At 71.2% G+C, this 15384-nt stretch carries 13 protein-coding genes; 3 read left to right on the top strand and 10 right to left on the bottom strand.

From position 1 onward, the window contains the following. Positions 1-11 precede the first annotated feature (11 nt). A complete protein-coding gene (locus GFH48_RS05480) occupies positions 12-1325 on the bottom strand; it encodes an ABC transporter substrate-binding protein (protein WP_153287170.1) in 1314 nt (437 codons plus the stop codon). Between the two features lie 167 nt (positions 1326-1492). On the opposite strand from GFH48_RS05480, the gene GFH48_RS05475 reads away from it, so the two are divergent. Then, complete coding sequence (locus GFH48_RS05475; RefSeq protein WP_153287169.1) at positions 1493-2815, top strand: ROK family transcriptional regulator; 1323 nt, start codon at positions 1493-1495, stop codon at positions 2813-2815. A 250-nt stretch (positions 2816-3065) separates the two neighbouring features. Here GFH48_RS05475 and GFH48_RS05470 read toward each other — a convergent pair whose 3' ends face one another. Together GFH48_RS05470 and GFH48_RS05465 are read right to left on the bottom strand one after the other, a co-directional pair. Further along, positions 3066-4025, bottom strand: a complete 960-nt coding sequence (locus tag GFH48_RS05470) for an SDR family NAD(P)-dependent oxidoreductase (RefSeq protein WP_153287168.1) — start codon at positions 4023-4025, stop codon at positions 3066-3068. Positions 4026-4411: 386 nt separating this feature from the next. Continuing rightward, complete coding sequence (locus GFH48_RS05465; protein ID WP_153287167.1) at positions 4412-5449, bottom strand: PHP domain-containing protein; 1038 nt, start codon at positions 5447-5449, stop codon at positions 4412-4414. Between the two features lie 132 nt (positions 5450-5581). On the opposite strand from GFH48_RS05465, the gene GFH48_RS05460 reads away from it, so the two are divergent. Then, complete coding sequence (locus GFH48_RS05460; RefSeq protein WP_148011937.1) at positions 5582-5821, top strand: hypothetical protein; 240 nt, start codon at positions 5582-5584, stop codon at positions 5819-5821. A 177-nt stretch (positions 5822-5998) separates the two neighbouring features. Here the strand turns inward: GFH48_RS05460 and GFH48_RS05455 are convergent, their stop codons facing one another. From GFH48_RS05455 to otr(A), 4 genes are all read right to left on the bottom strand, one after another. After that, positions 5999-7234, bottom strand: coding sequence for a ricin-type beta-trefoil lectin domain protein (locus GFH48_RS05455; RefSeq protein ID WP_153287166.1), 1236 nt, complete (start codon positions 7232-7234; stop codon positions 5999-6001). A gap of 135 nt (positions 7235-7369) precedes the next feature. Next, positions 7370-7873 (bottom strand): VanZ family protein, encoded by a 504-nt coding sequence (locus tag GFH48_RS05450; protein ID WP_228121276.1) that lies wholly within the window; start codon positions 7871-7873, stop codon positions 7370-7372. Between the two features lie 244 nt (positions 7874-8117). Beyond that, positions 8118-8768, bottom strand: coding sequence for a DUF4230 domain-containing protein (locus tag GFH48_RS05445; RefSeq protein ID WP_153287165.1), 651 nt, complete (start codon positions 8766-8768; stop codon positions 8118-8120). A gap of 281 nt (positions 8769-9049) precedes the next feature. After that, positions 9050-10906, bottom strand: a complete 1857-nt coding sequence (gene otr(A), locus GFH48_RS05440; RefSeq protein ID WP_153287164.1) for a tetracycline resistance ribosomal protection protein Otr(A) — start codon at positions 10904-10906, stop codon at positions 9050-9052. A 246-nt stretch (positions 10907-11152) separates the two neighbouring features. Between otr(A) and GFH48_RS05435 the strand changes: the two genes are divergently transcribed. Continuing rightward, the gene (locus GFH48_RS05435) at positions 11153-12106 is read left to right on the top strand and encodes a ribose-phosphate diphosphokinase (protein WP_153287163.1); all 954 of its coding nucleotides are present in this window, start codon (positions 11153-11155) and stop codon (positions 12104-12106) included. A gap of 97 nt (positions 12107-12203) precedes the next feature. Here the strand turns inward: GFH48_RS05435 and GFH48_RS05430 are convergent, their stop codons facing one another. From GFH48_RS05430 to GFH48_RS05420, 3 genes are all read right to left on the bottom strand, one after another. Next, positions 12204-13118 carry a DMT family transporter gene (locus GFH48_RS05430; protein ID WP_153287162.1) on the bottom strand — a complete coding sequence of 305 codons (915 nt, stop codon included), beginning with the start codon at positions 13116-13118 and terminating at the stop codon, positions 12204-12206. Positions 13119-13705: 587 nt separating this feature from the next. After that, the gene (locus GFH48_RS05425; protein WP_228120372.1) at positions 13706-14083 is read right to left on the bottom strand and encodes an anti-sigma factor antagonist; all 378 of its coding nucleotides are present in this window, start codon (positions 14081-14083) and stop codon (positions 13706-13708) included. Between the two features lie 281 nt (positions 14084-14364). Next, positions 14365-15315 carry an NADP-dependent oxidoreductase gene (locus tag GFH48_RS05420; RefSeq protein WP_153287160.1) on the bottom strand — a complete coding sequence of 317 codons (951 nt, stop codon included), beginning with the start codon at positions 15313-15315 and terminating at the stop codon, positions 14365-14367. Positions 15316-15384 lie beyond the last annotated feature (69 nt).

Raw genomic sequence — 15384 nt, 5'->3', positions numbered from 1 at the left:
GGTGTCCGCACTCACTTCTTCGGCATCTGCTGCTGGGCCTTCTCGAGCTCGGCCTTCACCGAGTCCGTGGTGACCGGGTGTCCCGCGGCGGCGGCCGCGAACAGCTCCTTCACGGCGGTTCCGACCGCCGTTTCGAACTGGGACTCGTCGGCGACCTGCGGAAGCGCGGCGGCGCTCTGGGCCAGGGTGTCCTTGAGGACCGCGTTCGAGGGGGTGTTGAAGGCGGCGTCGCCCTGCGCGGTCTTGACCGGCGGGATCGAGCTGTACGCCGTGTTGAGGATCTTCTGCTCCGCGTCGCTCGTCATGAACTTCACGAACTTGGCGGCGCCGTCGAGGTTCTTGGAGTTCTTGAAGACGGCGAGGTTGATGCCCGCGACCATCGAGTTGACGTTCGCGCCCGTGCCGGGGGTACCGGACTGCACGGGGACCGGCGCGATGCCGTAAGCGTCCTCGCTCATGCCCTGCGACTTGAGGTTGGCGGACGCGGACTGCCACAGCAGCATGGCGTTCTTGCCCTTGGCGAAGTCGCTGACGGACTGGTTCTGCGCGTACTCGGCGTTGCCCGGCGCGATGATCTTGTCCTTGGCCATCAGGCCGACGTACTGCTGGACCGCCGCGACCACGCCGTCGTTGGTGAAGTCGGCCTTGCCGTCGGCGGTGAAGAAGTCGGCCCCGTGCTGCTTGGCGAAGACGAAGACGTGGTGGATGTTCTCCGACACGTTCGAGCCCTCGGCGCCCAGGCCCCACTTGCCGCCCTTGGACAGCTTCTTGCCGTCGGCGACCAGTTCGTCCCAGGTGGCCGGCGGCTTCGCGATGCCGGCGTCGGCGAACGACTTCTTGTTGTAGTACAGCGCGTACGCCATCGAGTACAGCGGCACCGCCGCCGGGTCCTTGCCCTCGGCCCCCGTCGAGCCGAGCGCCGAGTCGACGAAGCGGTCCCGGCCGCCGATCTTGGCGAAGTTCTTCGCGTCCCACGGCAGCAGCGCACCGGTGGCCTGCAGGGAGGCGCTCCAGGTGTTGCCGATGTTGAGAACGTCCGGGCCCTGCCCGGAGGTGGTCGCGGTGAGGATCCGGTTCAGCAGGTCGGACCAGGGCACGACCTCCACCTTGACCTTGATCCCGCTCTGCTTCTCGAACTTGTCGAGCTCGGGCTGGAGGACCTTCTTGTCGATCTCGATGCTGGCGCCCTGGTTGGAAGCCCAGTACGTGAGCGTTTTCGGCGAGTCGTTTGACCCGCCGTTCGACGAGCCGCCGCCACAGGCGGTCGCGGCGGTCAGCAGGGAGATGGTGACCGCACCGGCGGCCGCGGCTCGGATTCTGCGCATGGCTGCGTATGTCCCTTTCCCGGAGGGAGCCACGAGGAGTGAGTCCGTTCACTTCCCGAACGATCCTCATGGCTTAATTTAGGACGTGAGTTAAGACCCGGAAGAAAGTCGCGTCAAGGGATCGCGCAGCTGTATCTTGCAGGTCGGGCAGGCCGGAAGGGATTCACATGGCGGGGCGCAACGGTCGGACAGTGCGTGACCTGCGGCGGGGCAATCGCACCGCCGTACTGCAACGTTTGTATTTCGACGGCCCGATGAGCCGCTACGAACTGGGCCCGGCCACCGGACTGAGTTCCGGTTCCATCAGCAACGTGGTCGCCGAACTCGTCGCCGACGGGCTGGTGGAGGAGGCCGGCAGCGTCGAATCCGACGGCGGACGGCCGCGTACCCTGCTGCGTGTCGCGCCCGGCAGCGGCCACATGATCGGCGTCGACGTCGGCGAGACCCGGGTCCGCGTCGAGCTCTTCGACCTCACCCTCACCGAACTCGCCCGTACCGAGAAGCCGTTGGAGCGCCAGGGGTTCGAGGTCGACCGGCCGTCACAGCGACGGGAGTACGACGTCGATGTCATCGTCCGGCACATCCGCGACGGCATCGCCGAGGTGCTCGCCGAGGCGCGGATCGACCCGGAGCAGCTCCTCGGCGTCGGCATCGGCGTCCCCGGCATCGTGGCCCGCACACCCGAGCGCGGCGCGGTGGTGCACGGCCAGACGATCGGCTGGGACGCCGTCCCGCTGGAGTCGCTGCTCCGCTCGACCTGCCAACTCCCCGCCACCGTCCCGTACTTCGCTGACAACGGCGCCCGTACCCTGGGCCAGGCCGAGATGTGGTTCGGCGCCGGGCGCGGCGCGCGCAACGCGGTCGTCGTCCTCTTCGGCTCCGGCGTCGGCGCCTGTCTGGTCACGGAGGACGTGGAGAACGGCCGGTCCGTCGAGTGGGGACACCTGACCGTACGGGTCAGGGGGCGCCGCTGCCGTTGCGGCTCGCTCGGCTGTCTGGAGGCCTACGCCGGCGCGGAGGCGCTGCTCGACCGCTGGCGCGAGGAGGGCGGACGGCCGCCGGAGGGCACCGACGAGGAGACCGCGCTCACGGCGATGCTCGCCGCCGCCTACCCCGACGGGGACGCCGAGCACGACCCGGTGGCGCTCGCCGTCCTGGAGGAGACCGCCGAGTACCTGGGCGCGGGCCTGTCCGACCTGATCAACCTGTTCCAGCCCGAGCGCATCCTCATCGGCGGGTGGGCCGGACTCCAGCTCGGCACCCGCTTCCTGCCCGCCGTACGCCGGTACGCCACCTCGTACGCCCTGCGCTACCCCGCCCAACGCGTCTCCATCGACCTCGGCCGGCTCGGACCGGACGCGGTGACCGTCGGTGCCGCGATCCTTCCGCTGGCCGACTTCTTCGCCCGGGGCGGACGGCGCGCCGAGCCGGTGAACGAAGGACCCTCCCCGGCCTGGCGCACGGCCCTGGAGGAGCGGGCGCCGCACTGACCCAGGGCGTGGGCGCCGCACTGACGCACCCGCGTGGGCGCGGCGCCGCGATGTACCCGGCATGGGCGTCGCGCGGAGGTCCTCGGTCCACGGATGTTTCGGCCGACCGGTTGCCCTGGCCGCCCGGTCGCTTCAGCAGACCGGTCGCTTCAGCAGACCGGTGATTCCGCGCGGCCCCCGTTCGGGCGGGCCGGTACCCGGGCCGACCCGCGCCGCGGCGGATCAGGGCCCGGGCCGGCCCGAGGTCAGGTCAGGCGAACGCGTCCACCCCGGTCAGCTCCGCGGACAGTGCCCACAGCCGGGCCGCCTGCTCGGGGTCGATCGCGTACTCCCGTACGCCGGTCCGCTCGCCGTCCACGGGGGTGACCTCGGCGACGTCGCAGTCCTCGCAGTACACCCCGCCGAGACCGGCGAGTTGCGGCGAGGTCGCGGCCCACACCTGGGTCGCGGCGCCCTGGGCGGGAGACTTGAAGGCGTCGGGGTTCAGCGGCACGCCGTTCTCGTCGATCCACCCGCGCTCCATCATCTCCTCCTTGGGGAGGTGACGCTGGAGCGGTGTGAGGATGCCGCCGGGGTGCAGGGCGAAGGCGCGCACACCGGAGTCCCGGCCGAGCCGGTCGAGCTGGACGGCGAACAGGACGTTCGCGGTCTTCGCCTGCCCGTACGCCCCCCACTTGTCGTAGCCGTCGCGCCAGTGCACGTCGTCCCAGCGGATGCCCGAGTTGTGGTGGCCGGTCGAGGACACGGAGACGACCCGCGCACCCCCGGGCGCGATCGCGGGCCAGAGCCGGTTGACGAGCGCGAAGTGGCCGAGGTGGTTCGTGGCGAACTGGGCTTCCCAGCCGGGCCCGACCCGGGTCTCCGGGCAGGCCATGATCCCGGCGTTGTCGATCATGAAGTCGATGGTCCGGCCCGAGGCGAGGAACCGCTCGGCGAAGGCGCGGACGCTGTCGAGGTCGCCGAGGTCGAGCTCGTCCACCTCGACACCGTCGATGCCCGCCACCGCTTCCCGGGCGACGTCGGGACGCCGCGCGGGGACGACGACGTGGGCGCCGGCCCCGGTGAGCGCGCGTGTCGTCTCCAGGCCGAGCCCCGAGTACCCGCCGGTGACGATCGCGAGCTTCCCGGAGAGGTCGATGCCCTGGAGGACGTCGTCGGCGGTGCTGCGGGCACCGAACCCCGAGCCGATCTTGTGCTGTGCAGTGCTCATGCGACGACGTTACGGATTGGAGAGCACTCGAAGTCAAGCGCGCGCTGTCGCCCCGCGGCAGGAGAAAGGCCCCGACCGGACGGGGGAATCGCGGTCGGGGCCGTCTGTGGTGGGCACGGATGGCGGTCGCCTCTCGGCGGGGGGCTCCACAGGGCATCAGCCGAACGATCGTCCCTGTGGGCTACAGGTGAGGCCCGGGGACACTGTCCCATCCATACCCACGGTTGGTTCAACGGGGAACTACCGGCCGGTGTTCCCCCGGGACCAGGGTGGCAGCGGTGATGTGGGTCACCCCGAACGGGAGATTGCGGGGACCGGTGCGGCCGTTCGACGGGGGCCCGGGGGAGCCGCCCGGCGACGTGTCCGAGGGCCGCGGGGCCCCGCCGTCAGAGTCCCTTCGCGCCGGACGGAGGCGTCCGGTCCCGCGTCCAGGCCAGCAGTTCGTCCGCGGTCCAGGTGGTGATCACCCGTTCGGCGGGCACCCCGCACTCCTCGGCCCGCGCGCAGCCGAGGATCTGCCAGTCGAGCTGACCGGGGGCGTGCGCGTCGGTGTCCACGGAGAACAGCGCGCCCGCGTCGAGCGCCCGGCGCAACAGTGGGCGCGGCGGGTCGAGCCGCTCCGGTCGGCTGTTGATCTCCACGGCCGTTCCGGATTCGGCGCAGGCCGCGAAGACGGCGTCCGCGTCGAACTCCGACTCGGGCCGTCGGCGCCCGGTGAGCAGACGGCCCGTGCAGTGCCCCAGCACGTCCGCGAGCGGGTCGCGCACAGCGGCGATCATGCGACGGGTCATCGACCGGGCGTCCATGCGCAGTTTGGAGTGCACCGACACCACCACCACGTCCAGCCGGTCCAGCAGCTCGGGCTCCTGGTCCAGCGACCCGTCGTCGAGGATGTCGCACTCGATGCCTGTGAGCAGCCGGAACGGAGCCCACCGCCGGTTGAGTTCCGCGACCACCGCCAGTTGTTCGCGCAGGCGCCCGGGGGACAGACCCCGCGCCACGGTGAGCCGCGGCGAGTGGTCCGTGAGCACCGCCCACTCGTGCCCGAGCCGGGCCGCGGTCCGGCCCATCGCCTCGATCGGACTGCCGCCGTCCGACCAGTCGGAATGCAGGTGGCAGTCGCCGCGCAGCAGTGCCCGCAGCGCTTCGCCCCCCTCGGCGAGCGGTTCCCCGGCCGTCCGTTCCAGTCCTTCCAGATAGCCGGGCACCCGGCCGTCGAGCGCCTCCCGTACGACCTGTGCCGTCTTCGGCCCGATGCCCTTCAGTGACTCCAGGGTCCCGTCGGCGGCGCGTCGCCCGACCTCGTCACCCGGGAGCCCGGCCAGCAGGGATCCGGCGGTGCGGAAGGCCCGTACGCGATAGGTGGGGGCCTGGGACCGTTCCAGCAGGAACGCGATGCGGTCCAGGGCCTCGACGGGATCCATCGGCGCCACCTTTCACCAGCTCCGCGGGCCCTTCCAGCCTGGCCCGGCCGCCGTGCGCCCGCACGGCGGGGCGGCTCACCCGGCTGGACGCGCGCCCCCGCCCACGTGCGCGAATCGATCTACGCTCTATTCATGACCGAAATCGCGAGCCCCCACATCTCCCAACCACGGATCCTGGTGCTCGGGGTACAGCCGGGCACGCCGCCGTTCCGGATCATGGAGATCGACGGCGAGGTGGTCTGCGAGGCGAGGGCCATCACCGACGTACTCGTGACGGCCGCCGCCTACGGGATCACCGTCCACGATCTGGACGATCCGGACGTGGTGCGCTGGGTGGGCGGCGACAAGTTCACGTGGCTGCCGCGTCACTGACGGTGGCGGCGCCGCGCGGCCAGGGGCACGGGCGGCGGCACCGGTGTGCCGACGCCGGGTGAGGGTGTGAGGGAGCGGTGTGACGGACACCCGGGGAGGCGGGACATGTACGGGGGGTCCGGTCGGGATGTCAGCCCCGACCGGACCCCCCGTCCCCCCGTCCCCCGAGGCGGAATCTCAGCTCACGGACCACTTCTGGTTGGCGCCGCCCGAGCACGTCCAGATCTGCAGCCGGGTGCCGTTGGCCGAGTTGTTGCCCGTCACGTCCAGACACTTGTTGGCCTGCGGGTTCACGATGTCGTGGGCCGCGCTGACGGCCCACTTCTGGTTGGGCCCGCCGGTGCAGTCCCACAACTGGAGGGTCGAGCCGTCCGCCGTGCCGTTTCCGGTGACGTCCAGGCACTTGCCCAGCGCCCGGATCGTGCCGTCGGAGGAGACCGTCCAGCGCTGGGCCGTGGTGCCGTTGCAGTCGTAGAGCTGTACGGGTGTGCCGTTGGCCGCGCTCGCCCCGGCCACGTCCACGCACTTGCCGGCGAGACCGGTGATCGGGCCGCCGGTGGAACCGGAACTGTCGCTGGTCGTCACCTTCACCTCGTCCACCACCAACTGCTGCGGGAAGGAGGTGGAGCCGTCGGGGTCGCCCGGCCAGTAGCCGCCGACCGCGAGGTTGAGGATCATGAAGAACGGCTTGTTGAACACCCAGGTCCGGCCGCCCAGATCGGCGGGCGTGCGCCGCTGGTAGACCGTGCCGTCCACCGACCAGCTGATCGAGTCGGGGGCCCAGTCGATGGCGAAGGTGTGGAAGGCGTCGGCGAAGGCCTGGCCGCCCGGCAGGGTGTAGCCGGCGCCGATGCCCCCGGATCCCGAGTACCCGGGCCCGTGGATGGTGCCGTGCACGGTCGAGGGTTCGAAGCCGACGTTCTCCATGATGTCGATCTCGCCCGAGTCGGGCCAGTTGACCGGTGTGCCGAGCATCCAGAAGGCGGGCCACATGCCCTGCCCGCGCGGGATCTTCATCCGCGCCTCGACATGGCCGTAGGTGCCGGTGAACTTGCCGGAGGTGTTCATCCGGGCCGAGGTGTACTCGCAACGCCCGTACCAGCACTGGTAGTTGCCCGGGTTCTCGCGGCGGGCCGTGATCACCAGGTTGCCCTGGCCGTCCAGCTTCGCGTTGTTGTTGCCGGACGTGTAGTACTGCCGCTCGTGGTTGTTGACGTTGTCCCCGGTCTCGACCTGCCACTTCGAGGAGTCGACGGCGGCACCGGCGGGGCCGTCGAACGTGTCGGAGAAGGTGGTGACGGCCGCGACCGCCGTCGGTGGATCCGCCTGGGCGGGAACGACGGCGGCCGCGGTGACGAGTGCTGCGGACAGCACTGCCAAGAGGCATCTGCGGAGCAGGCGTGGGGAGTTCAAGACTCTCCCTTCCGTACGGCACTCCTGGGGAGGAGGGTGCCGACTGAGGTGGGGGGTGCGTGCTTCGCCTCTTGATTTAAGGAGTGAGGTAAGGGGGTGTCAATACTTTGGTCCGGACCAGAACGTAGGGGGTGCTCAGGCCTCCTCGGTGCCGCGCCGGTCGCGGAAGCGGCGGCGCGGATGCACCGCCCGGCCCATCCGGCGTCCCAGCAGCAGATATCCCAGCAGCGCGCCACTGGTGTTGAGGATGACGTCGTCGATGTCGAAGGCACGTCCGGTGATGAACGCTCCCTGGGCGAGCTCCACCAGCAGCATCACCGCGGCGGTGAGCACCACCACCCGCAGAATGCCGCGGGTCCTCGGGACCAGGACCGGCAGCAGTACACCGAACGGCACACCGAGCAGGATGTTCCCGCCGATCTGCTTCACGGCGTCGCGCAGCGCCGGCTGGTCGAGATAGGCGCGCAGCGAGCGGCCGGGATGCAGATTGGTGTGGATCAACGCCTTGGAGGCCGGGGACGGTTCCAGCGTCAGCCGGGCCAGCACGACGGCGAACCCCACCATGGCCACGAAGGCGAGCAGCATGACCAGCAGCCGGACCAGCAGCGGGAGCGACCTGCGCCGCTCCTTCGCCGCCACCTCGCGCTTGGCCTTCGCCGGTGACTTCGTCCTGTCCCGGGCGGAGGACTTCGCCTTGTCCACGGACGCCTTCCTGAGCCTGCTCCGTGCCGGTGTCTTTCGCTCGTCCTTAGGCTGGGCCGCCGTCCGGCGACCGGATTTCGCGGCACGTGTGCCCAACGCCGTGCGGATCACTCGATCCTCCTGGTTTCAACATCTCTCTGGCTGAAGGCGGATACCCGCATTGCCGTGCACCACTCACGTGTCAGGTGCCGTAGGTGACGGTCACGTCGGTGAAGCCGAGCGAACGCAGCAGGCCGTCGAGCATGCTCGTGGTGTTCTTCTCGGCTCGTGCGGTCAGGTGGCTGTCCTTCGCGGCGTCGCCGATGTGCTTCGCCGCGAGTTTCTGCACCGACCGCTCGCTGTTCGGGTTGTCGGAGAAGATGTCGCCGAGCCGGTCCAGTAGACCGCGCTGCTTGGACACGGCGTACGAACGGTCGGGGTCGAGCGCGGGCTTGCCGAGGACCGCGTGGGGCAGCCGCAGGGTCGCCGAGGTGCGGTCGGAGTTGACCGTCACGTCGCTCTTGGCGAGCGTGCCGAGGTCGACATACGCGTCGACCGTACCGGCGCCCACGTACAGGGTGCGTGTCCCCCGGATCGCGTCGGGCAGGTACTTCGCGTCCTTCTCCAGGTCCACCACCACCTGGAAGTTGCCGGAGGCGGCGTCGTAGCGGCTCATGTCCTGGATCGACTGCAGGAGCGCGGGCCCGGAGCGGTCGTGCGTCTCCGTGCCGAACAGATCGCGCAGCCCGGGGAGAACGGCCAGCCGCAGCCCGGCGAACAGCACCACGAGGACCAGTACCACGGCGGTGATCACCTTGGCCCACACGGGCATGCGCTTGATGGACGTCGTCATGTCGACGGCCCTCCTTCCTGCTCCCCGGATGCCCGCCAATCCCGTTGGTAGACACGTTCGTTGGTGAACGGGTGTCAGTTCGGAGGGCAGGGGTGTCCGCGACGGCGCGGGGGGTGGGGCGGGGGCGTGTCGCCGGCCCCGGGACGTGCGGTGCGCGACGCGCGGCACGGCCGTGGGCGGGGTACGCCGTGTCCACCAGGCGCACCCCGCCCGTCCGGCTGCACACGGTGGGCCCCGGACGCGCGCGACCGGCGCCGGACCGCGCGCGTGCCGCAGCGGCCCTACACGCGCCGGTCGCCCGACGGGCGCGACCACCAGACGCCTTCCCCGCGGGTGAGCCCCGGCAGCCGCAGTTCGATGTCCCGCACCCGCCGGGCCGGCAGCTCACCCGTGACCAGCCAGGAGGTGTGTCCCCCGGTGGTCTCCCGGAACTCGGCTGCCAGGGAAGCGAGTTGCGCGGTCACCGGTGCCAGCGCGTCGAGCGGGACCTCCACCTCGAAGGTGTGGCAGGGCTCGTACACGTGCGTCCCTGCCCGCTCCAGGGCGCGCCGCAGCACGATGGGGGTGAGGCCCCGGAAGTCGGCGGCCGTGCTGAGCGGCGCGACGAATCCGGAGCGGGTTAGTGTGACCCGGTAGTCCGTGACCGGCCGGTCGTGCGTTCCGGTGAGCAGGGTGGTGTGGACGGTGTCCTCGATCGCCTGGTGGAACGCGCGGGGGAGGGCGCCGAGTTCGGTCTCGTAGGTGAAGACTCCGCCCGAACCGAGCGGTCCCGGTCCCACGCGCAGGCCCACGGTCGCCCAGAACCCGAGGTGGCCGTGCCGCCGGATCTCCTCGTACGCCTCCCCGGTGCCGGCCGGCCGCTCCAGGAGCCGCACCCTGCTCGGCTCGAACGCCGCCTCGATGCCGAAGTCCTGGGCGAGTGTGGCCGCGAGGACCTCCAGCTGGACCTCGCCGTAGAGGAGCAGAGAGGTGGCGCCCGACGGGGCCGGGCGGGCCCGCAGCAACGGGTCCTGGTCGGCCAGGGCGAGCAGCGCCGAGCGCAGCGGGGCCGCCTGGTGCGGGTCCTTCGCCCGCACCACCGTCTCCAGCGTCGGTGCGGCGAACTGCGCCGCGCGGTCCGGGACTTCACCGAGCCGGTCGCCGACGCGGACACCGCTCACGCCTCGGAGCGCGGCAATGTCGCCCGCGGTGAGGGCAACCGCGCCGGGCCGCCCGACGACCTCCAGTTCACGTGCGCGGCCGGGCACCGGGCAGGTGCGGCCGTCGGCATCGCGCCGCATGAACGTCAGGTTCTGACGAGCCGTCACCCGGCCCTCGTACAGGCGCAGATACGCGGTGCGTTCGCCGCCGGGACCGGGCCGCACGGCGAAGACCGTGCCGCGTGGCCGCCCGGAGCCGGGAACCGCCGGCCGCGGCACCGTCCGGACCAGTGCCTCGACGAGTTCGGGCACACCCTGACCGCCCAGGGCGGACCCGAAGAGGACCGGATGGAGGGAGCCGTCCGCGGTGCGCGCGGTGAGGGCGGCGTCCAGCACGTCCGGGGTCGGCGCGGGACCGTCCACGACCCGGGCGAGCACGCCGGTGTCCACCTCCGCGAGTGTGCCGATCGCCGTTTCGTCCAGCGGACGCGGTAGGACACGGGCGTGGGGGCCGCCGATGTCCCGCACGCGGGTGAGCGGGACGACGTACGGGGTGAGACGGCGCCGGACGTCGTCGAGGAGCTCCTCCTCCCGCGCCCCCGGCCGGTCGATCTTGTTGACGAACACGAGCGTGGGCAGCCGGAGCCGCCGCAGGGTCCTCATGAGCACGCGGGTTTGTGCCTGGACGCCCTCCACGGCGGAGAGCAGCAGCACGGCGCCGTCCAGGACCTCCAGGGCCCGCTCGACCTCGGCGATGAAGTCGGAGTGCCCAGGGGTGTCGATCAGGTTGATCTGGACGTCGCCCGCGGTGAAGGCGGCGACGGCCGAGCGGATGGTGATCCCGCGCCGGCGCTCGATCTCGCCGTCGTCGGTGCGGGTGTCGCCCGCGTCGACGCTGCCGAGCCGGTCGAGGGCGCCGCCGTCGAACAGCAGTCGCTCGGTGAGGCTGGTCTTACCCGCGTCGACGTGGGCCAGGATGCCGATGTTCAGGGTGTGCATGCGTGGTCGAGTCCTCGGGAGGGGTCGTCAGACAGAGGGGCTGAGACGTTCCGAGGACTCGGCGCATGTCGTTCTCCCGAGGGTGAGAGGCGTGGGCGGTGCCATCATGGCGTGCGGCCGGTGACCGTACGCAACCGAATTTCTCCCGGTGGGGCACCTGCCCGGGGCCCAGTACGATGAAGCACGCATCCCGGGTCGATCATGCCGGCCGGCGGCGCATCCGGTTCGATCTTGCGAGGAGCGGTCGTGCGTGACATCGCCGTGTTCAGCGGTAGTGCCCATCCCGAGCTGGCGGCAGAGGTCTGCGCGCATCTGGGCGTGCCCCTCAGCCCGACCCGGGTCAGCCGGTTCGCCAACGACTGCCTGGAGGTGCAGCTCCAGGCCAACTGCCGTGAGCGTGACGTGTTCCTCGTGCAGCCGCTCGTCACCCCGGTGCAGGAGCACCTGGTGGAGCTGCTGATGATGTGCGACGCGGCCAGGGGAGCGTCCGCCGGGCGGATCACGGTGGTCATGCCGCATTACTCGTACGCGCGTTCGGACAAGAAGGACATGCCGCGTATCTCCATGGGCGGCCGGCTGGTGGCCGACCTGCTGGTGGCGGCCGGGGCGAGCCGGGTGCTGGCGATGACGCTGCACTCCCCGCAGGTCCACGGGTTCTTCTCGGTGCCGGTCGACCATCTGCACGCGCTGCGCGAACTGGCCGCGCACTTCCGCGGGCACGACCTGTCCCGTACGACGGTGGTGTCGCCCGATCTGGGCAACGCCAAGGAGGCGGCGGCCTTCGCGCGGCTGATCGGCGCCCAGGTGGCGGCGGGCGCCAAGCAGCGGTTCGCCGACGACCGGGTGAGCATCAGCTCCGTCATCGGTGAGATCACCGGACGCGATGTCATCGTGCTCGACGACGAGATCGCCAAGGGCAGCACCGTACTCGAACTGCTCGAACGGCTCAGGGAGTTGGGGCCGCGGTCGATCCGGGTCGCCTGTACGCACGGCCTGTTCGCGGCGGGTGCGCTCAAGCGGCTCAGCGAGCAGGAGGACGTCCTGGAGATCGTGTGCACCAACACCGTGCCCGTGCCGCGTGAGGAGCACACCGAGAAGCTGCGCATCCTGTCCATCGCGCCGGCCCTCGCGGAGGCCGTGCGGCGCATTCACAACGGCGAGTCCGTCAGCGCCCTGTTCGACGCGCCCCAGAGCGAATAGGCAGGAAGGGACCGGGGCTTCCCCGCTTGCGCGCGGGCGGCGAGAGTGTCGCCCGCGGTGCCGCGGGGGTCGCCGGTGTCCGCGGACGGGGGAGGTGTCACATGGCTGCCGCGGCGGGTCGTTCCCCCTGTCGCGTCGCGTCCTCCTCTCCGCCCGGTGCGGCGCACTCGGCGAGGCATCGGGAGCGAGAGAGCGCGAAGACCCCGTAGAACACGAGGGCGGCCCCCAGGAGCGCCGGCACGAGCCACAGTCCCAGCCGCGGTGACTCCGCGTAGAGCGTTCCCCCGAGACAGAAGCCGACGGCGGCGTCACCCAGTGTGAGCGCGGGCTGTGACGCGATGAGCGGTCCTCCCTGCATGGCGTACCCCAGCAGGAAGATGGACGACGAGCCGGCGACGGCGAAGCCGTAGGTCTGCCAGGCGAGGAGGAATCCGGCCGCCCCCTCTCGCGACAGGACTTCCATGGCGGACTTCACCAGCGCGGCCGTGAGCGCGTTGCCGATGGCGGCCGCGGCGGCCAGGCAGGCCGCGCGTGCGGGGCCGTGGGGGCGCCGCAGACCGGTCAGTACGAGCACGGCCCCCACGGTGACGACGACGGCGAGGGCGGGCATCCACCACATCCCCGGTACCTGGGACCGCCCGCCGGACGGCGCGGCCGCGAAGAGGCCGACCGCCAGTCCCACGAAGATGCAGGCCACAGCCGCCCACGTCTTGCGGGACACGCGGACCCTGAAGACGATGCCGCCGATCATGAGTGCCAGTGGAAGTTCGAGGACGAAGACCGGTTGCACCGCGGCCATCGATCCGGACCTCAGAGCCAGGGCCTGGAAGAGCGCGGCGAAGACCACTCCGAGGATCCCCACCAGCCAGGCCGGATTGTGCAGCAGGTCCCGGACGAGGAGGAGCCCCTGTGCCCGGGTGTCGGGTACGTTCAGCACCGCTCGGCGTTGCAGCACCGTCCCCAGTGCGTTGCCGGCGGCGGCCAGTACGGCAAAGAAGATCGCCAGAGCCATTCGATCGCACCGCTTCTGCGTCGCGCGCTGTCATCACCGGACAGCGCTCTGCCTCACTGCTGTTCCAGGAACCTTCCGCGACGGTCCGCCGATGCCACCGCGCGTGTGCGCGGACGGCACTCGACCGCATCCGCACCGTGCGATGTCGGGGTGCGACGACGCGTCGCCCGCGGGTGTTCAATCGGTGATGACCAGAACACCGTACATTTCCGGAGAATTCCCTACCGTGAGGACGGCAGGACGGCAGGCCGGCAAGGGGCGTGCGAGCGTGGCCGGCGCGGTGGCGAACACACGCAGGGTCCACGGCGCCCCCCGCCACCGGCTTCTGGCCGGCCGCCCCCGCTCACGCGTGCCCCCGCTCACGCGCGCTCCCGCTCACGCGCGCTCCCGCTCACGCGCGCTCCCGCTCACGCGCGCTCCCGCTCACGCGCGCTCCCGCTCACGCGCGCTCCCGCTCACGCGCGCTCCCGCTCACGCGCGCTCCCGCTCACGCAGCGCCGGACCCGGCAGATCCGGGCCGTGGCACTTTCCGGAACGGGACCCCGGTCAAGACCGCTTGCGGCGCGGGGCCGGCGGGGCAGTCGTCATCAGGTGCCCGACGCCGTCTCCGGCCGCTCCAGCGCCTCGTCGAGCGAGGCCCAGGGCGGCAGGAGACGGTCCAGGCCGGTCACGCTCAGCATGCGCAGGGTGAGCGGACGGTCGCAGACCAGGTGCAGCCGTCCGCCCCGGGCGAGGACCCGGCTCCTGGCCCTGTACAGCAGGCGCAGCCCCGAGCAGTCGAAGAACTCCACGGGCCGCAGGTCGATGACGACCCGCGGCTCAGGCCGACCGGTGGCCGAATCCAGGTACGGGGTGATGGCCAGGGCGGTGAGGATGTCGATCTCCCCGTGAAGCTCCAGCACGGTGTGGCCCCGGTCCCGGTGGACGCGCAGATGCCGGTGCGGCGGCGCGGGGGCGTGGGTCACGACGACATCGCCTCCAACCGGCCGCTGAACCGCTCCTGATGACGGGGGACGGTCCACAACTCCGGCCCCCGCTCTGCAAGTTACCCTCGTTGGAGTGAATTTCAGCATGTTCGATTGACATATGTCTTCGATTTGAGCGACGAGTTCTCCGGGTTGTCCGCCCGGTCGTCCGCCCGGCGTGCGCCCCGGAGTGCGGGTGACCGCGCCGGCCCGGAGGGAGCGCGGGACAGGGCACGGGCGAGGTGATCGCGCCCGTGCCCTGTCCCGCGTCAGCCGGGACGTCAGTCGGCCAGCAGCACCAGCTTGCCCACGGTCCGGCCGGTCTCCCCGAGCGTGTGCGCCTCGGCGGCGTCGGCCAGCGGGAACGCGCCGGCGATCGTCGGGCGCAGCAGGCCCTTGTCGACGAGATCCGCGACCGCCCGCATGCCCGCGTGGTCGGCCTCCACCAGCATCCGCGCCGCCCGCACACCCAGCCGCGCGGCCTCCTCGTACAACTCCTCCGGGCCGACCGGCAGGATCGACACCACGATCCCGCCCTCGCGCAGCACACGCAGTGACTTGAAGGTGTTGTCGTCGCCGATCGTGTCGAGGACCACGTCGACGTCCCGGACGGCCTCGGTGAAGTCGGTCTCCCGGTAGTCGATCAGCTCGTCCGCGCCCAGTTTGCGCAGGAATTCGTGCTTGCCCGCGCTCGCGGTACCGATCACATACGCGCCCCGCGCCTTGGCGATCTGCACGGCCACATGTCCGACCCCGCCGGCGGCCGCGTGGATCAGCACGCGCTGACCGGGCCGTACGTCGGCCGTGTCGACGAGCGCCTGCCAGGCGGTGAGCGAGACCAGCGGCAGTGCGCCGGCCTCCGTGTGGTCGATACCGGCGGGCTTGCGCGCGAAGGAACGCGCGGGAGCGGTCACGTACTCGGCGTGCGAGCCGTGTCCGAACGGGTAGGGCAGCATGCCGAAGACCTCGTCGCCCGGCGCGTGGACGGTCACGCCGATACCGACGGCCTCCACCACACCGGACACGTCCCAGCCCAGGACGAAGGGCGGTCGCCCGAGGAACAGGCCGGTCGCCCGGTGCTTCCAGTCGGTCGGGTTGACCCCGGCCGCCCGTACCCGCACCAGCACCTCGCTGGGCCCGGGGGCCGGGCGCTCCACCTCCACTTCCTTGAGGACCTCGGGTCCGCCGAGAACGTCCTGACTGATCGCGCGCATCGTGTTCTTAGTGCTCATGCCTCACAGCCTGCCGGGGCCGGACGCTCCATGAAATGGCACGATTGCCAATCTCCGATAGGATCGTGC

Origin of the sequence: Streptomyces fagopyri (assembly GCF_009498275.1) — a bacterium.
Taxonomy (GTDB): Bacteria; Actinomycetota; Actinomycetes; order Streptomycetales; family Streptomycetaceae; genus Streptomyces; species Streptomyces fagopyri.
Note: the sequence above shows the minus strand (reverse complement) of the source record. Positions and strands in the feature narration are given on the sequence as shown.